Genomic DNA, 18,243 nt, shown 5'->3' on the forward strand with positions numbered 1-18,243 from the left:
GATAAATCGGTCTTTTGCAAGAGGCTGAAAAGAGGGGACAGGATTTTCAAATTTTTCGGTGGAAACTGTGGATAATGTGAATAACTTAGTGGATAAAGCTGGATATAGGACCAGGAGTGCGCGTATAACAACAAAAAAATGGCCGTTTCGGCCATTTTCATGGTAAACTTATGCACCATTCTTGGGGATAAGTTTGTGTATAAATGCAAAACTCCATTTGAAACACTTTTGTGAACTTTTTTTTAATCTTCCAGCAATGACTCCCATTCGGCAAAAATTTGCTCAAGCTGACTCTTTTTCTCCTCTAACGACTGCTGGCGTTCTTGGAGTGCCATATAATCCTGATAGATCTCCGGCAGGGTCATCTCGGCCTCTAACTCGGTTATGTCCGATTCCAAAGCATGGATTTGCTCTTCCAGACTTGCGAGCTTGCGCTGACGGTTCCGTTCCTCCCGTTTGGCTTGTTTCTCGGCTTCAAAGGAAACGGCTCCCTGTTTCTCGATGGCAGTTTCGGCTTTTCCTTCCTGTTTCAGGGTGTGACGAGCAAACGGCTCGGAAGGTTCGTCATTCATATCGAGAATTTCCTGCTTTTTCTCCGTATAGTCGTCATAATTACCCAGGAAATGTTGAATGCCGTCCGGATGAAGCTCGATGATGCGCTCGGCCATTTTGTTAAGGAAGTAACGGTCATGGGATATGAACAATAAAGTGCCTTCGTAATCCATGAGTGCTGACTCAAGAACCTCTTTTGCAAATAAGTCCAGATGGTTCGTCGGCTCATCCAAGATGAGCATGTTGGCTTCCAGGAGCATCAGCTTGGCAAGCGATACGCGTGCCTTTTCCCCGCCGCTTAAGGAACTGATCTTCTTGAGCACATCTTCGCCGCTGAAGAGGAAGTTGCCCAGAACGGTGCGGATGCGGGCTTCCTCCATATGCGGATAGGTGCCCCATAGCTCTTCCAGAACCGTATTGCTTGGATTCAGCTCGGATTGCTCTTGATCGTAATAGCCGATCTTGACTTTTGTACCCCATTGCAGCGATCCGGCTGTTGGCTTCATAGTACCGATCAGGCATTTCAGGAGCGTCGATTTGCCAACCCCGTTGGGTCCGATTAAAGCTACGGTTTCCCCGCGGCTGAGATCAAAGGAAACCTGACGGAACAATGGCTTGTCCTGCTCGAACGCAAGCGCCAGATCCCGCACGTGAAGCACATCCTTACCTGACATATACTCGGCTTCAAAAGAAAAGTGTGCTTTCTTCAGATCCCCCAGCGGTTTGTCCAGCCTTTCCATTTTATCCAACGCTTTGCGACGGCTCTGTGCGCGCTTGGTCGTGGAGGCCCGGACCAGATTCCGCTGAATGAAGGTCTCCATCCGGGAAATCTCATCCTGCTGCTTCTCGTACTGCTTTAGTTGGGATTCGTATTCCGCTGCCTTCAGCTCAATATACCGGCTGTAGTTGCCCGTATATTTTTTGGAATGACGGCGTTCGATCTCAACGATGGTCGTTACCAGCCGATCCAGGAAATAGCGGTCGTGGGAAACGACCAGCAAGGAACCGGAATAGCCGCGCAGATAATCCTCCAGCCAGGTGAGGGTCGCGATATCCAGATGGTTGGTCGGTTCATCCAGCATGAGCAGGTCAGGTGCCTGCAGCAATATTTTTGCAAGCGCCAGCCTTGTCTTCTGCCCGCCGCTTAATGTGGCAATGGAGGTGTCCGGCGAAAAACTGCCAAATCCCATGCCGTGAAGGACGCTGCGGATACGTGTTTCGATCTCATAACCGCCCTGATCCTTGAACCAGTCCGAACGGATCGCATAACGATCCAGAAGCTCCTGATATTTCTTCGGATCCTCGCTCAACTTCGGGTCGGCAATTTGTTCCTCCATCTGACGCAGCTCGCGCTCCATCTCCAAAAGGGGAGCGAAGACATCCAGCATCTCGTTCCATATCGACGAATCGGACTGAAGCCCGCTGTTTTGGGCAAGATAGCCAACGGTGGTTTCCTTTGCCTTGAAGATTTGTCCGCCATCATAAGACATCTCGCCTGCTAAAATTTTGAGCAGGGTCGATTTCCCGGCTCCATTGACTCCGACAAGACCGATTCTTTCGCGTTCAAGCACCTGCAGATTGATCCCGTCAAGGACGGGCGTAACTCCGTATAATTTCGTAATGCCATTGGCTTGCAGCAGCATGTTATGTGAAACCTCCATCATTCTATATGTTTGTACCATTAATTCTTCATTATAAGAAAAACGTTTACCGACGTACATTCCTAGTAGATAGACCGCATATAGCGGAAGTTTTTCTTGCGAGATAAGGAAGGTAGCTACTGATGTATATACATTCTTATCTCTTAAGAAAAACGTTTACCGACGTACATTCTCAGAAGACAGACCGCTTATAGCGGAAGTTTTTCTTGCGAGATAAGGAGGTAGCCTCTGATGTATAAACAATCTTATCTCTTAAGAAAAACGTTTACCGACGTACATTCCTAGTAGATAGACCGCATATAGCGGAAGTTTTTCTTGCGAGATAAGGAGGTAGCCTCTGATGTATAAACAATCTTATCTCTTAAGAAAAACGTTTACCGACGTACATTCTCAGTGTGGTCATGCTTTGAAGTTTATACGTTCTGATATCATAAAGTAAGTGTACATGAAAATGGCCGAACAATCGACCATGATTGGCGACTTCCGGCATTCTTGGCTAAAGGAAGGAACAGTGGTAAACTAAAATTAATTATAAGCGTGAGAGGAAAGATCACGTGTTGAACCCTGAGGAAGAATTGAAGCGGGTATCCGCAAAGAAAGCCCTGCGCAAAGTGATGACATTACGCAGGGATGAGTTATCCGGGCAAGAGCGTTCGAAGCGTTCGAAGCAAGCCTGCAAGTTTGCTTCAGAGGTCATGAATCGGTTTCAATTTCAGAGCATGATGGTTTATGTCCCCTTTCGCTCCGAACTGGATTCCCGGCCGCTGGTTGAATGGGCGTGGAAGCAGGGGATTCAGGTTATCGTTCCCCGAAGTCTGCCCCAAGACCGTTCGATGGAATTGTATAAGCTTCAGGCATGGAATGAGCTGATTCCCGGAGCTTACGGTATTCCAGAGCCAGATCCGTTGCGGTCGCAGAAATGGAATCATCCCGGACCTGATATCATCTGGGTGCCCGGGCTTGCGTTTGACAGGAATGGCGGAAGACTTGGATACGGAGGCGGTTATTATGACCGGCTCTCGGACAGGCTTAGTCAGGGAGCACAAGACAACGCTCAGATCGGTGAACCTTTGTGGATGGGAATTGGCTACGAGGTTCAAGTCTTGGAGCATGTCCCTATGGAAGAACATGATCGGGTATTGGACGGTTTGGTTACGGAACTGGGACATTCGGAAACAGCCAGACCTGCAGCGGAGGGATAAGAGATGGAATTGAGTCATTTTAACGGCCAAGGCAGAGCACGCATGGTGGATGTCAGTGATAAAGATGTAACCGCCCGGACAGCGGTAGCGAAGACTACGGTTCGTATGCACCCGGATACGCTGATTCGTATCCAGGAAGGGAAGATCGGCAAGGGAGATGTGCTTGCCGTAGCGCAGGTTGCGGCTATCATGGCTGCCAAAAACACGTCAAACTGGATTCCCATGTGTCATCCGCTACCGTTGACCGGCGTGAATGTGGAGTTCAGCGATAATGCTAGAGATGAGTTATATATAGAAACGACTGTGAAGACCACAGGCAAAACCGGTGTTGAAATGGAAGCTTTGACAGCAGCTTCCGCCGCTGCGCTGACGGTCTATGACATGTGCAAAGCCTTGCAAAAAGACATGGTCATCGGCCCGACCTACCTGGTAAGCAAAACCGGAGGGAAGAGCGGGGATTACATACAAGAAACAACATAGGATTGCATAGAGATAGGAGATTCGGACGAGTGGGAAGGAGAGAGGGCAGATGGTGTGGAAAACGGCGATCCTGACGGCGAGCGACAAAGGTTCGCGGGGGGAACGCGAGGATACGAGCGCTCAAGTGATCCGGGAATTGGTGGAGGAAGAGCTGAGCGGAGAAATTATTGAATACCGGATCGTACCGGACGAGCCGGATGAGATTATTGCGGCATTGATCGAACTTACGGATTATTATCAAGTGGACCTTGTCCTCACGACTGGTGGAACAGAGCTGGCGGTCCGGGATGTTACGCCAGAGGCGACCAAGCGGGTCATCGAACGCGAAGTGCCGGGCATTGCGGAAGCGATGCGCGCTACCGTCATGCAGAAGAATCGGAGTGCGATGCTGTTTCGGGGCGTATGCGGCGTCCGCGGCCGTACCTTGATTGTCAATCTCCCGGGTTCGCCCAAAGGTGTGCACGAGAATTTGGCGGCGGTTATGGATCAGCTTCCGGAGGCGCTGCTAATGGTAACGGGCCAGTACCGGGAGCAGCTCTAAGGGACATCTTATTAGATAATTATGTAAATAATCTGTCACGTTTCTAGACTGTATATGTGATTTACATTATGGTATGATGGCGGTATATGAGCTTGTTTCAATTGCTGTAGTCGGATTATGGTCATTAGTTAACACCTGTTGTAGTGCAAGGCATGACGGATTTAGATCATCCTGAAGTCCTTTTAAAGGCATTGAGCAGGACGAGGAGGAGAATAGATATGAGTGGAATTGGAGTGCCGGGTATTATTTTGCTCGTTATTTTGGCGCTGCTCTTGTTCGGACCGAACAAGCTTCCTGAACTTGGACGTGCGGTCGGAAGAACATTCCGTGAGTTTAAGGACGGTGCGCGGGAGATTATTGCTGACGATGCACCGGCGAAGAAGAAAGAAGAGGCTCCCCAACAAGCCGTTGTCGCTGAGCCAACCAAGGTTGAAGACAAGCGTCTTCCGGAATAGAAATAAAGCAAGGCTTGAAGTCCCTTCCTTCGGGAGGGATTTTGTTTTGTCAGGGTCACATACAGGGTGGTGGTTAACTTGTCGGAGCAAGTGAAAGATATGGCGCTTGTGGAGCATTTGGGCGAGCTTCGCAAACGAATTATTATTGTGCTCGTGGTATTCGTAGCGGGTTTGATCGGCGGGCTTTTTGTTGCGGACCCGATCTATCATTATTTGACGGCGGCTGAAGAAGCCAAGAACTTTGAACTGCACGCCTTCTCCTTCTGGGATGGTATCGGGATCTATATGAAAATCGCTGCCATTTTCTCGCTTGTCATTTCCGTTCCGCTGATCTTCTATCAGCTGTGGGCGTTCGTCAAGCCGGGACTTCGCAAAGAAGAGCAGAAAGCGGCCATTCGTTATGTACCTTATGCGTTTCTTCTGTTCATTGTAGGGATCACGTTCGGATATTACGTCGTGTTTCCGATGACGCTGTCATTCACGACAACGATTACCCAGAGCATGGGGCTTCAGGAAACCTACGGAATTACCAATTACTTGAATTTTATGTTCAATCTCGTATTGCCGCTGGCCTTGCTGTTTGAACTGCCGCTTGTGGTGATGTTCTTAACGAAAATTCGCATTCTGAATCCGCTGCGGCTTCGAAAAATGCGCAAACTCGCGTATTTCGCGCTCGTATTCATCGCGGTTGTCATTACGCCGCCGGACTTCATATCGGATTTCCTGGTCACGATTCCACTGCTGCTGCTGTACGAATTCAGCGTGTTTCTGTCCTCCGTGATCTACCGCAAGCAGTTAGAGGCGGATATGGAACGGGACAGCCGGTACATACGGGTAGATGAAGAGGATGGACAGTGACGTTTTTTTTGCAAAATAGGATCGTATAGAATAAGAACAACCCGCATGAACCCACTCCACGGGAGTATGGTTTGCGGGTTGTTTTTTGGTTCAAGGATAGAATGGTTAGTAATCAATTTCATAAGTGCATTCGCCCAGGTCTCAAAGGGATCTATTCATATCGTCCTAACTTTCCTCTTGAGCATATCTCGCCAGCGCCATCGCTGCGGTTTCCTGCATTCTGGCCTGCAGCGTGCTACCTTTCACGACTTTCACCCGCAGTCCGAGAAAGCGAATACGGGAGAGCAGAAAGTCGCACTCATCCTTCAAATAGCAGACTTTAATGCGGTAGGTGTCGGAATCTTCATCATAATGGACGGTCTTGTCAAAACAGGAGAAAGCGTACAGAATCCGTGACAATTCCCCATTGTATCGCCGATGGATTTCAATAAGGGCTTGCTTCTCGCGATTCTCCATCAGATTCTGCAGCCGTTCCTTGATGCGATCGATTCGAAAAGACGGAAGTGATGTCCCTTGGATATATAGAATATGATCGAGCTTTGTGTACATGAGTCCTCTTCGGCTTTTGCTGTACCAGATCAGCATCCATTCCCGTTTGATCATGGAATACTCTAATTTGAACGGGAAACCGGACTGATTGCTGCGCGTTTCTCCGAGCTTCGTTCGATAGCTTAAGCGAAAGCCCTGATCCTGCATGATCATTCTTCGCAAGATGCGAAGATGCGGATGATACACACTTCGTTCCTGTCCCTTGGCCTTCTCCAGGATAATCTCCTTCATCTCGGCACCGCTATGCTCCATGTGAAGGATTTGTTCGAGACGCTTTAAGGTTTCAGGCGTAAAGGCGTTAGCTGCCTCAGGATGCACCAGCATCATCTTGAGCCATCCCCGTTCTTGAGCGGTTATGGCAATCGAGTCGGTTTCCTCAAGCCGCGTCATAATCTGATAATTAAAAATTTTCTCGAACGGATTCTGGCTCATAGTAAGCGGCAATCTCCTTCCATTCCTTGATGAACTCCAGGCGAAGGGAGCGGGGCTTGAGCACCTCGCAGCTGGAGCCGAAGCTCCGGAGCCAGGGCTTGATTTCGCTGGTGCCGTTCACTTCGATTTCATATAGAAATGAATCGTCGGATTCTATCGTAACGGTCCCCCATTGCCCTTGCGCCTTAACCCGGTTCAGCACGAAATTCACTTTGCTGTCCGCCGGATTAAAAAATCTGGCCACAACCTTGGTGGGATTACGGGTATCGGTAACCCAACTATTCTCGAATTCGGCCAGCACTTCCTCCAGGCGCTGCTGGAAGACCTCTTCCTCAACCACATCGCCTTCTTCGATCTGAGTCAATCCCTCCATACGAAACTTCATGAGACCTTGTCTGCCGTTATAACCGATCAGATACCAACGGCCGTATTGATGGTCATATATCACGCGCAGCGGCAGCACCGTTTCCCGAAGCCCTTTGGACTCCCTGTGGAACAGCGGATTCGTATTTTGGGAAGCATAGCGTGAAGTGCTTTTGGGTGATAAGTACAGGAAACGGATTCTAGCTCTTTTGGTAATGGCCTGAAAAATGGTATGCAGATGCGCTTCGTCCAATATACGTGAAGGATAATGATATTTATAAATATAAGCAGCGGTTGAGTGCGCAGCGATGTCACGCTTCCGCAAAGCCCGCTTTAAGTTATCCCTGAGCATATAACCCTGCACGGACGGGAGCTGCGTATTCGACATGACGTCCACATAGTCGTAGAGATCAAGCAGCTCGTCATCCGACAACGAATCGATCAGATCACAGGCGCCCCTGTAACGGTAAGGCCGGTCTGTGCCTGTCTTCACGATGACTCCGACTTCCTCCAGGTATCTGAGATCTCCGCGGATCGTCTTCTCATCCGGCAGAGACTCCCCGTCAGGCAAGTGATCGCCGCATAGGTCGATTAGTTCTTTGGCGGTTAACTGCTGATGCTGCAGCTGGGTGAGGATCGTGGACAGCCTCAAGCTTTCCGATGCCTTAAGCGATTTGCCGCGGAACAGCAGCAGCAGGAGCGGATCTGCGGTTTCATAGTATGAATAGCGCAGGCCTTCGGATAGGGTGAGACTTTGTTCTTCCGAGAGCTGCGGCTGAAGCGATTCAATCCTATTTTTTAAATTTCGAAGCGTTTTGTCATAGGTATGTACCGAAATACCGAGTCGATCGGCCAGTTGTTGCCGGTTGTATGCTCCTCCGGCCAGCGCCAGAATGCGAAGGAACTGGATTTCTTTATCGAAGCTTTCCCGAGCCATGGCGCCCTCCTTCAAGTCATATATTAGATCATACGTGATGCTGTCTGTAACTATTGTAGCAAGGATAGGGAACTGCATAAAGGATGGAAATTATAACATCTTTTTGTTATCGCCATACTTTCGCCCTGTTGAAATTGGAACGTGTGGAGGACAATAAGGTTATCGGAAATCAGACGGCAGCTACAGAAGGAGAGATACCAGATATGAATATATCGCAGGAAATGAATTCGACGATTCAGCAAGAACTTGAGCGAATTGAGCGGGAGGAAGGCGTCCTTATCCTGTATGCCTGCGAATCAGGCAGCAGGGCCTGGGGTTTTCCGTCGACAGACAGCGATTATGACGTAAGGTTTATCTATATCAGACCCGTGGAGTGGTATTTATCGATATTCGACAAGCGAGATGTGATTGAGCGGCCGATCAGCGACAGGCTGGATATGAGCGGTTGGGATTTGAAAAAAGCGCTGGGGCTTTTTCGCAAGTCGAATCCGCCCCTGCTCGAATGGCTGGAGTCCCCCATCAAGTATAAGGAGACGCTTGGCATCGCCCAGCAAATCCGCAGCATATCTCCGCTTGCGTTCTCGCCTAAATCTTGCATGCACCACTACCTGAACATGGCTAAAGGCAATTACCGGATGTATTTGCAAGGGGGAGACGTTAAGATCAAAAAATATTTCTATGTCCTGCGTCCGATCCTGGCATGCGGCTGGATTCAAACCTACAACGAGATGCCTCCCATGGAATTCGAGCTGCTTACGAATCGCCTATTAGATCAGGGAAGTGCGCTGAAACAGGAAATTGATCAATTGCTTCTCCGCAAACGTTCAGGTGAAGAGATGAATGTTGAACCGAGGCTTCCTAACATACATGCATTCATTGAAGAGAAATTGAACGAATATGAGCTGCTAGCCAAGGATAAGAAGCATCAAGATACGGATCTGGATCAAAGGCTGGATGCTTTGTTTCGGGATGCGCTGGTTGAAGCATGGGGAACCGGCGGACCGCAGTCATTCACGGTTTGATGAAAGGAGAGAGTCATTTTGGCAATTATACAGGTTACATCAACGAATCCGCAGTTTTCGTTTCTCATGAAGAAGAACCCGAACTCCGGCATGCAGCTTCGGAGCGTGAGGCAAGGAACGGCATACGGATGGTATTCCGAATCAGCTGCGTTTAACGTCTACTTCAAGGATGCGGATAACGAAATATCCTTCAAACAGCATCAAGGGGAGAGTTTCGAGTATTTGAACGTGTCCCGTTATAACACACCTTTGTTTCCGCTGGCTGCCATTAACGAGTTTTTTGCAGCTCCCTTCAAAAAGCACGATGAACGGGACACGGAGGGACACGAGCATGTTTTTTACATCAATCTCATTCATATTGAGAAGACGCGTTATATTGAATTTTTTCAAAAGCATCTCGAGGAATACTCGTTCTCGCTTCGGCACGAGGCCCATAAAAGCTATACCCTCACCATAACCACCGGGAAGAGCCTGTACCATCTGCTGCATACGGTCAATGTGTTGTGCCTGTTCCTGGCAATGTTCGGGAGCGAGTATCTCGATACCTCGGATAAAGTGCTTGAAAAGCACATTCGCAGTCTGAATGTCATCGATGCCCCCTACTACATACGAAGTCTGTTCGTGCGCAATTTTCTGAATAATCGGGATCGATTCAAGCAGTTCAAGCAGGAGCTTGAGTTTACGCCTAGATACAGCATCAATTTTGCTTATGGAAACACGGCTATGCAGCGCAGAAGTTACATCGCTCAAGTGCTGCCATTCAACAAGCCGATATTGGATATCGGCTGCGGTGAAGGCTTTTACGCCCTTTCTTTTGCCGGAAAAATAGAGGAAACCTATTATGCGGTAGATATTAATGAAGCTTTGCTGGAAGTGGTAGAGCGTAAAGCGGAAGCGAAGGGGCTGGACAATCTGGTGACCTTTCCGTCGATCGCTCACTTTCTTGAGGGGTATGACGATGAGTCCGTAGATGTTATTTTGACCGAAGTGATCGAGCATATGCCGGAAGCGGAAGCGGCGGACCTCATTCGCCAAGTCGTGCTGGAGATCCGGTTCGAGAAGCTGATCCTTACGACGCCCAATGCCGATTTCAACCCGTATTATGAGCTCGATGGTTTCAGGCATGATGATCATAAGTGGGAAATGGGGCAGGAGAAGTTTAGATCGTGGTGTGACGAAATCCTGCAGAATCTGGGCGTTCAATATGAGTATGTGATGATCGGTGACAGTGTGGACGGCATGCATACAACGCAGGGAATGATTGTTACGAGGAAGGGGGAGTAAGGCTATGGAATTGCATACCAAAATGCACACGATTTTTATGCTGGTCGGTCCGACGGAGTGCGGAAAAACGACGTTTGCGAAGGAAATCCTGATTCCATCCTTGCAGTGGGAATACCCCGAGCGCAACTACAGGAGCAATGTCCAGTACCTATCATCGGACGCCATTCGTCAGGAGCTGCTCGGTTATGATTATGATAAATACGATCAGGTGATGCTGGAGGCGAGCTCGCATGCGTTTCAGTTATTATTTGAGCGGCTTAGATTGACAATTTCTTTTCCGATTCAGGCTGACTTTGTTGTAGTGGATACAACGGCATTGGCCGATGATTTCCGGAGCAAGGTTCTTGAAATCGCGCATGAGAACAACTACCGTGTGGAAGCCATTCTGTTTGATTACCGGAAACGGGAGGATTATTACGCCTCCGATCGCTCCAAGAAGCTGATATCCACGCATATTAGCCGCTTGAAAAAGGAGGTGCTCCCCGTCCTCGCACGGGAAGGATACGATGCCATTCATAAAGTGCGTACGAAGGATTTCCTTGACAAAGGGGGGTTGGCGAAACCCGCTTACGAAGTGATTGTGGACAATAAAGAGGAGTATCTGTCCTCGATTCTGAGCCAGGATATGGAATACATTGTGATCGGAGACGTGCACGAGCGTGTAGACGCGCTTCAGGGGCTTTTGAGGAGTTATGGTTACGGGACGATCGACGGAAAGTTATCCGTTCCGGAGAAACTGCGAAACACCCGGATCATTCTGGCCGGGGATTGGATCGACAAAGGGAAGCAAACCCGGGCCATGATCGATTTCCTCTACGACAATATGGAGCATTTCCTTTTCGTTATGGGGAATCATGAGAACTTCGTTTATAAGTACCTGAAGGGAGAGATCAAGGGGGCCGAGCCGGAGCTGCTTCGTTCCTACTTTGATTCTACGGAAACGTTAGGCCAAGATGAAGCGCTGCGCCAGCGCTTCGATGAACTTGTAGGCCGGGCTAAGCCATTTTATCGATATGTGGGTCAGCACGGACCTTCCTATTACGTAACCCATGCTCCTTGCCGGAATAAATATGTCGGCAAACTCGACTCGAATTCCCTGCGCCATCAGCGTTCCTTCCGTCTGGATCGGAGCAACCCGGAAGTCACGACAGAGCAGCAGCTTCTATTCTTAAGCGAAGAAGCGGTCAGCAATCATCCTTACCATGTGTTCGGTCATGTCGCCGCGGTGAGACCGTTTCGGATCAAGAACAAAATTCACATCGATACGGGAAGCGTGCACGGGCATATGCTGACGGCCGTTCAAATCGGCCAAAAACCGGTCTATCGCAGCTTTAAGTCGCCGTTTAGGGAACAAGATCCTGCGTTCCTTCATGAACAATTACCGGATTTGTTTGCTAGATCAGAGCGCAGCAGCATCGATCTCCGGGATTTAGACCGCGAAGCCCAGCGAAGATTGTTGTATTGCGCGGAGCATAAAATCAATTTTATTTCCGGAACGATGTCGCCGGCGGATAAGGATTTGGCTACTGGAGAACTGGAGTCCCTTGCAAGAGGACTCGATTATTACAAGGACCAAGGGATTGAACATGTGGTGCTCCAGCCTAAATACATGGGCTCCAGATGCAGCATCTATCTGTTCCGGGACCTGGAGCGCTGTTATGCCGCCAGCCGTAACGGTTACCGAATCAGCGGGATTGATTTATCTTCGGTGTACGAACGGCTGCTGGAGAGATTCTCGCCTCATATGCAGACCGAAGGCATCGAGATGATGCTTTTGGATGGGGAGCTGCTGCCATGGAAGGCACTCGGGAAAGGCCTGATCGACAGGCAGTTTCAACCGATTGCGGCTGCGCTTGAGTCGGAAACAAGGTTTCTGAAAGAGACGGGTTTTGAAGAGGCTTACGCTCAGCTGCTCACAGCCTATGACGCAAGCGGCTTTGAGCATGAACAGTTTCGACTATCCAAATCCGCGCTTATAGAGAAGCACGGCTCGAGCAGCTATCAATCATATAAATATATACGGGATGTTCGGAAAGCTTATGTGCCGCTCGAGAAGCATGAGGAAGCTTATCGCATGTACAAGAAGCAGCTCGAACTTTATGCGGGGGACGCGGAATTGGACTACAAGCCGTTCGCCATTCTGAAACAAATTCGGGATACCGGAGAAGAAGTCACGCCTGATATGAATACCTCGGCCATGTTCCGTTTCCTGAATGACGACAAGATTCTGGTTCTGGATTTGCGCGAGCGGGAGAGCTATGAACAGGCGGAGGCGTTCTTCTCCACGTTGACGACCCGGAACCGAATGGAAGGCGTTGTGATCAAACCGGAAGAGGAGCGGGAGAACGCTGCCCCTTACCTGAAGGTGCGAAATCCCGAATACCTCTCGATCATTTACGGTTACGATTACCGGTTTCCGCACAAATACGCGAAGCTGTTGAAACAAAAAAACACACACAAGAAGCTCCGCACTTCGATCGCCGAGCACCAGCTTGGAAAGCGCCTGCTTGGGGTAAAGTATGACGAGATTTCCCCGAGCCACGGGGATTACCAAGAGGTTGCGATGCAGCTGCTGTTCGAGATGGAGAAAGAAAAAGAAATCGACCCTAGGCTTTAATCCGAAGGGGATGGATATTTCGCTGAACGTTAAACAGTCTGAAAGAGGGACCCTTCCCAAGGGAAGGCCCTGATTTCGGGCTGTTTTATTTTCGTAGAATGATGACTGGATCAATAGTTCCAGCCGTACAGCGTCCCTTAAGACTCAGGCATATTTTGGCTGGTCATGGATACAATGGAGAAGGGGGTTTGGGGACAACCCCTCCCTAAGTCCGGATTGCAAAAAAATGATCAAAAAATCATGCAAAGGACTTGAAATTTTAAGACAACTTGAGTATCATAAAGTTGGTTGTTAGCACTGAGGGTTGTCGAGTGCTAATACATAAAGCTTTGAAAAAAGCATCACAACATATTTAAAGGAGGCTATTTTTTCATGATCAGACCTTTAGGTGAACGCGTATTGGTAGAACCGATCGAACAAGAAGAAACTACGGCATTCGGGATTGTACTTCCTGACTCTGCTAAAGAAAAGCCGCAAGAAGGTAAAGTTATTGCTGTAGGCAGTGGCTCCCTGAAAGACGGCGCACGTGTACCTTTGGAAGTTAAAGAAGGCGACCGCGTTATTTTCTCCAAATACGCTGGAACAGAAATCAAATACGAAGGTAAAGAATATTTGATTATGAAAGAAAGCGACATCCACGCGATCTTAGGCTAATGAACGCCTGAATATATCTTTGTTTCACTATTTCATAATCCACTAGGGAGGTATGTAATACCATGGCAAAAGACATTAAGTTCAGTGAAGACGCCCGTCGCTCGATGCTCCGCGGTGTAGACGCTTTGGCAAATGCAGTTAAAGTAACACTCGGACCGAAAGGCCGTAACGTGGTTCTTGAGAAGAAATTCGGAAGCCCGCTCATCACGAATGACGGTGTAACCATCGCTAAAGAAATCGAGCTGGAAGATGCATTCGAGAACATGGGTGCTCAGCTTGTTAAAGAAGTAGCTACCAAAACCAACGATGTTGCCGGTGACGGTACAACAACGGCAACGGTTCTGGCTCAAGCTATGATCCGTGAAGGTCTGAAGAACGTAACAGCTGGCGCAAACCCAATGATCATCCGCAAGGGTATCGACAAAGCGGTTAAAGCAGCTGTGGCTGAACTTCAAAACATCGCAAAAGAAGTTAAGAACCACCAGGAAATCGCTCAAGTCGCTTCCGTATCCGCAGCTGACGATGAAGTTGGTCAACTGATTGCAGAAGCGATGGATAAAGTGGGTAAAGACGGCGTCATCACCGTTGAAGAATCCCGCGGCTTCTTGACGGAGCTGGAAGTTGTAGAAGGTATGCAATTCGACCGCGGCTACATCTCTCCATACATGATTACCGATACGGATAAAATGGAAGCTGTTCTTGAGAATCCATACATCCTGATCACCGATAAAAAAGTAACCAACACGCAAGAGATCCTGCCGATCCTTGAAAAAATCGTACAGCAAGGCAAACCGCTCGTTCTGATCGCGGAAGACATCGAAGGCGAAGCGCAAGCGATGCTGATCGTGAACAAACTGCGTGGAACGTTCAACGCTGTCGCTGTTAAAGCTCCTGGCTTCGGTGACCGTCGTAAAGCGATGCTGCAAGATATCGCTGCATTGACTGGCGGCCAAGTGATTACGGAAGAGCTCGGTCTCGACCTGAAAACAGCTTCCATCGATCAATTGGGTACCGCTCGTCAAGTGCGCGTAACCAAAGAGAACACGATCATCGTGGATGGCGCTGGCAACAAAGAAGACATCGAAGCTCGCGTGAAGCAAATCCGCAACCAATTGGAAGAAACCACTTCCGATTTCGATAAAGAAAAACTGCAAGAGCGTCTGGCTAAACTGGCTGGCGGCGTAGCGGTTATCAAAGTCGGCGCGGCTACTGAAACGGAATTGAAAGAACGCAAACTGCGCATCGAAGATGCCCTGAACGCAACCCGCGCTGCGGTTGAAGAAGGTATGGTATCCGGTGGTGGTACGGCGCTCGTTAACGTATACAACGCTGTTTCAGCTGTTCAAGTAGAAGGCGACGAGAAAACAGGCGTGAATATCGTTCTGCGCGCTCTGGAAGAGCCAATCCGCACGATTGCAGCAAACGCTGGCAAAGAAGGTTCTGTTATCGTAGAGCGTCTGAAAAAAGAAGAGATCGGTATCGGCTACAACGCTGCTACGGATGAGTGGGTGAACATGTTCGAAGCAGGTATCGTTGACCCTGCGAAAGTAACGCGTTCCGCTCTTCAAAACGCAGCTTCCGTTGCGGCTATGTTCCTGACAACCGAAGCGGTTATCGCTGACAAGCCAGAACCAGAAAAACCAGCTATGCCTGACATGGGCGGCATGGGTGGAATGGGCGGCATGATGTAACAATAGGCCCCAAAAGCCTGTCATATCAATGAAAAAGAGACCCCTCGGGGTCTCTTTTCTTGTATAAGGTCACAAATGTATATATGTCTTTAAGAGCAGTTGCATTTACACTGTGATGTAGCTACAGTCTGTTAAATTTTAGTTGAGATAGGGAACCATCCTGGAGTATTGATGATTTTCAGCCATAACGAATGAGCAATCCCTAATTTTGCTTGATCATTTAAAGTTAACTCAGTACGAATTTCGTTTTCCTTACCCAGAGTTACTTTTTCAACCCAATCTGGATCGATAATCAGTTCTCGTCCAAGCGCAATAAATGGAACTCCCGATTGTAACGCTCTAAGCGCCTCGTCGGGCGTACGGATCGATCCTACGCCGATAATGGGAACTCTTTGTTTCACGAGCTCGTTAATAATCTCCATTCTGGAGCGATTGTCCTCTACGCCACGTCTAGGTTTAGACCAAAAATCCATTAAAGAGACATGCAAATAATCCAAATCTTTATTTGCCAGGGCGTCCACCAATATAAGTGTGTCGGCCATGGTAATACCGGGCGTCAACTCTTCTTCTGGCGATAACCGATACCCCACAAGAAACGGCTGTTTTGCATACTCATCCGCCACTTTTATTACTGTATCTACAACTGCGAGTGGAAATGCCATACGTTTGTCTATATTTCCTCCCCATCGATCATCGCGTCGGTTTGTGTGTGGGGAGAAGAATTGTTGAATAAGAAATCGGTTGGCCCCATGAATTTCCACCCCGTCGAAACCAGCCTCGATTGCCCTACGAGTGCTATCGCCAAATGCTCGAATAATGTCCACAATTTCTTTCTCTTGGAGTTCTTGAGGGAGCACGCTCGATGCTTCTTTAGCAACCGCACTCGCACTGACAATCTCACGGTTCGGTACCAATTCTGGCGAACTTTCGCGACCACCATGAAAGATTTGCAGAATGGCTTTTGCCCCGCGTTTCTTAATGGCTGTTGCCAGGCGTTGTAAACTTGGGATCACATCATCGCGATCAGCCGCTAATTCGCCGCCAAATACCTTGGCGTTGGGTGTGATTATGGTGCTTCCAGTGACAACGATTCCAACTCCGTTTGAACGACTTTCGTAATATCCGATTAACTCATCAGATACTGTACCGTCTTGCTTAGAATAAGATATTGTCATCGGTGCATGAACGATACGGTTTTTTACTTGGATACCATTCTTAAAACGATACGGCTCCATTAAAGGCTGATATTTACGATCCATAGATGTCCACTCCTATTTTTTAATCATTGCAGTTCCAATCTGATGCGGGCACTAGGCGCGGTTAACCGCGTGAAATGTCGCGTCGATTCAAGTCCAATATACATTTCCTCCTTTATATGGTCAGGAGATTTCTCCTGTTAGAGCTCATCATAAAAGTTGGAGTCGAATCCAAGTCAAGATGCGAAAACAAAAGAGGTGCCTTGGGGAAAAGAGATAGGAGAATAAGTTTGACTTGGAGTCGGATCCAGGATGTATAATGGTCAAAATGCAATTTCGGGAGGGGACGCAGTGGAAGAACTAATATATACGATCAAGCAAATCGCCGAGCAAACCGGAATTTCCGAGGATACGATTCGATATTACGAAAAGATTAAGCTACTACCTCGGGCGGACCGGAAGGAAAACGGGCATCGCCTCTATAGAAAAGAAGACATTTATATGTTCAAGCTGATATCTTGCCTTAAAAAAACGGGCATGCCGCTCGAGGCGATGCGGCCGTTTTTGGCGGCCTCAGCAGCCAACACGGATTCCGTGGAATATACGGAGTTGGTGGATCAATTAAGAAGCCACCGTGAAAATATCGTGAATCAAATCTCCTCACTTCAGCAGATCGTTGATTTTATTGATATCAAGCTGAAGGAAGGGAGACCTCGCCGGGAAAGCTCAGAACAAAGTCAAGGTGAGGCTTTAGAAGAAGAAAAGGAGAAAGCAAAAACAAAACCCATTTCCGTCGTGGAAATGAGTTATTTTTCAGCATCTGCTAAAACGGGCAGGGTACAAAATTCGATTAAATAGGTATGAGCTTGATCTGCTTAGCTGCGAGTTCATTGACGAGTGTCGAATCAAAAGTATCATTCACCCTTGATATTACCGGATTAACTTCAAATCATTTTCTAAATTGGACCGTGCCGCTGTCTCTCGGATCGGTTATTGTTTTGCGAGCTATGAGAGCCCCTTCTTCATTAAAGCCCTCGATATCAAAAGGTGTGGAAATGGCCGAGGGCAAAAACACGAACCAGATCATTTTTTCATTACCCACGGTCGCCAGTTTAGCTTGATATGTACCATTATTCTGACTCTTGACAGTTACATTCTTGATCGAAGGATTCAGAATATCTCCAAAAACCATGGGAAAGGGGGTTGAGATATGATCTAGTTTAGGCATGCTCATATAGTTTAATGATGATTTTGATTGTAGAGATTTACTGATCCCGAATCCCCCGCCCCAAACCCACTTCCATCCAATCCATGTTTTCCGCACATACTCTACCTGAAGATTGCTGCTATCCGTTTGATTATATCGTCTCATAAATATAAGGGTGCCCCCTTTAACAGGTTCTCGGTGAATGACTTCCATCGACGATGGACCTCTAAACCGTTCAACTGCTTTATCCGGGGTTTTCCCGAGTGGGATATGAAGGGTAACTTTTTGCCCCAGCGCGCGGGATATGCGCCGATCCGATAATCCTCCAGGGCGTTCCATCATATAAATTATGGCGTAGAAGAGAACGGCAGAAAGTAACATCAGTAAGGCAGTAATCCCAATGATTTGTTTGTGTTTGACTTGCATAATCCTGTTCACCACCAAGAATGTTTTTATCATAATTCCTCTGAAATCGAACAACGACTCCACCAATATACCATAATTTAGATGTTGATGAGCCGTGTATGAGAAACCAGACGTTA

The 18,243-nt window shown here is 48.2% G+C and carries 16 protein-coding genes; 11 read left to right on the forward strand and 5 right to left on the reverse strand.

Annotation, left to right across the window (positions count from 1 at the left end; translation table 11 throughout):
• Nucleotides 1–242 precede the first annotated feature (242 nt).
• Entirely contained in the window at nucleotides 243–2,195 is a 1,953-nt protein-coding gene (locus AK95_RS24470; protein ID WP_071222518.1) for an ABC-F family ATP-binding cassette domain-containing protein, read from the reverse strand.
• A 572-nt stretch (nucleotides 2,196–2,767) separates the two neighbouring features.
• Between AK95_RS24470 and AK95_RS24475 the strand changes: the two genes are divergently transcribed.
• The 5 genes from AK95_RS24475 (at nucleotide 2,768) to tatC (ending at nucleotide 5,749) form a co-directional block, all read left to right on the forward strand.
• Entirely contained in the window at nucleotides 2,768–3,415 is a 648-nt protein-coding gene (locus AK95_RS24475) for a 5-formyltetrahydrofolate cyclo-ligase (RefSeq protein ID WP_235613221.1), read from the forward strand.
• A 3-nt stretch (nucleotides 3,416–3,418) separates the two neighbouring features.
• Nucleotides 3,419–3,895, forward strand: a complete 477-nt coding sequence (gene moaC / locus AK95_RS24480) for a cyclic pyranopterin monophosphate synthase MoaC (RefSeq protein WP_071222520.1) — start codon at nucleotides 3,419–3,421, stop codon at nucleotides 3,893–3,895.
• A gap of 49 nt (nucleotides 3,896–3,944) precedes the next feature.
• Nucleotides 3,945–4,436: a MogA/MoaB family molybdenum cofactor biosynthesis protein gene (locus tag AK95_RS24485; protein WP_071222524.1), complete on the forward strand. Its 492-nt coding sequence runs from the start codon at nucleotides 3,945–3,947 to the stop codon at nucleotides 4,434–4,436.
• Between the two features lie 218 nt (nucleotides 4,437–4,654).
• On the forward strand, nucleotides 4,655–4,891 hold the full coding sequence (locus tag AK95_RS24490; protein WP_071222526.1) for a twin-arginine translocase TatA/TatE family subunit: 237 nt from the start codon (nucleotides 4,655–4,657) through the stop codon (nucleotides 4,889–4,891).
• Between the two features lie 78 nt (nucleotides 4,892–4,969).
• Nucleotides 4,970–5,749 (forward strand): twin-arginine translocase subunit TatC, encoded by a 780-nt coding sequence (gene tatC / locus AK95_RS24495; protein ID WP_071222528.1) that lies wholly within the window; start codon nucleotides 4,970–4,972, stop codon nucleotides 5,747–5,749.
• A gap of 165 nt (nucleotides 5,750–5,914) precedes the next feature.
• Here tatC and AK95_RS24500 read toward each other — a convergent pair whose 3' ends face one another.
• Both AK95_RS24500 and AK95_RS24505 read right to left on the reverse strand, forming a co-directional pair.
• Nucleotides 5,915–6,730, reverse strand: coding sequence for a WYL domain-containing protein (locus AK95_RS24500; RefSeq protein WP_071222532.1), 816 nt, complete (start codon nucleotides 6,728–6,730; stop codon nucleotides 5,915–5,917).
• Entirely contained in the window at nucleotides 6,699–8,030 is a 1,332-nt protein-coding gene (locus tag AK95_RS24505; protein ID WP_071222534.1) for a helix-turn-helix transcriptional regulator, read from the reverse strand. The genes AK95_RS24500 and AK95_RS24505 overlap by 32 nt, the downstream gene beginning before the upstream one ends.
• Nucleotides 8,031–8,233: 203 nt before the next feature.
• On the opposite strand from AK95_RS24505, the gene AK95_RS24510 reads away from it, so the two are divergent.
• The 5 genes from AK95_RS24510 to groL all read left to right on the forward strand — a co-directional run bounded on the left by AK95_RS24510 (nucleotide 8,234) and on the right by groL (nucleotide 15,298).
• Entirely contained in the window at nucleotides 8,234–9,052 is an 819-nt protein-coding gene (locus tag AK95_RS24510; protein ID WP_071222726.1) for a nucleotidyltransferase domain-containing protein, read from the forward strand.
• 18 nt (nucleotides 9,053–9,070) lie between these two features.
• Nucleotides 9,071–10,336 (forward strand): methyltransferase domain-containing protein, encoded by a 1,266-nt coding sequence (locus AK95_RS24515; protein ID WP_071222536.1) that lies wholly within the window; start codon nucleotides 9,071–9,073, stop codon nucleotides 10,334–10,336.
• Nucleotides 10,337–10,340: 4 nt separating this feature from the next.
• Nucleotides 10,341–12,953, forward strand: a complete 2,613-nt coding sequence (locus tag AK95_RS24520; RefSeq protein ID WP_071222538.1) for a metallophosphoesterase — start codon at nucleotides 10,341–10,343, stop codon at nucleotides 12,951–12,953.
• 372 nt (nucleotides 12,954–13,325) lie between these two features.
• Nucleotides 13,326–13,607 carry a co-chaperone GroES gene (groES, locus tag AK95_RS24525; protein WP_006212454.1) on the forward strand — a complete coding sequence of 94 codons (282 nt, stop codon included), beginning with the start codon at nucleotides 13,326–13,328 and terminating at the stop codon, nucleotides 13,605–13,607.
• Between the two features lie 62 nt (nucleotides 13,608–13,669).
• Entirely contained in the window at nucleotides 13,670–15,298 is a 1,629-nt protein-coding gene (gene groL, locus AK95_RS24530) for a chaperonin GroEL (RefSeq protein ID WP_071222540.1), read from the forward strand.
• 131 nt (nucleotides 15,299–15,429) lie between these two features.
• Here the strand turns inward: groL and AK95_RS24535 are convergent, their stop codons facing one another.
• Nucleotides 15,430–16,557, reverse strand: coding sequence for an NADH-dependent flavin oxidoreductase (locus tag AK95_RS24535; protein WP_071222542.1), 1,128 nt, complete (start codon nucleotides 16,555–16,557; stop codon nucleotides 15,430–15,432).
• 249 nt (nucleotides 16,558–16,806) lie between these two features.
• Here AK95_RS24535 and AK95_RS24540 point away from each other — a divergent pair, with 249 nt between their 5' ends.
• On the forward strand, nucleotides 16,807–17,352 hold the full coding sequence (locus tag AK95_RS24540; protein WP_071222544.1) for a MerR family transcriptional regulator: 546 nt from the start codon (nucleotides 16,807–16,809) through the stop codon (nucleotides 17,350–17,352).
• Between the two features lie 91 nt (nucleotides 17,353–17,443).
• Here AK95_RS24540 and AK95_RS24545 read toward each other — a convergent pair whose 3' ends face one another.
• Entirely contained in the window at nucleotides 17,444–18,127 is a 684-nt protein-coding gene (locus tag AK95_RS24545; RefSeq protein WP_071222727.1) for a hypothetical protein, read from the reverse strand.
• Between the last annotated feature and the right edge of the window lie 116 nt (nucleotides 18,128–18,243).

Source organism: Paenibacillus sp. LC231, from assembly GCF_001860525.1.
Lineage (GTDB): Bacteria > Bacillota > Bacilli > Paenibacillales > Paenibacillaceae > Paenibacillus_AQ.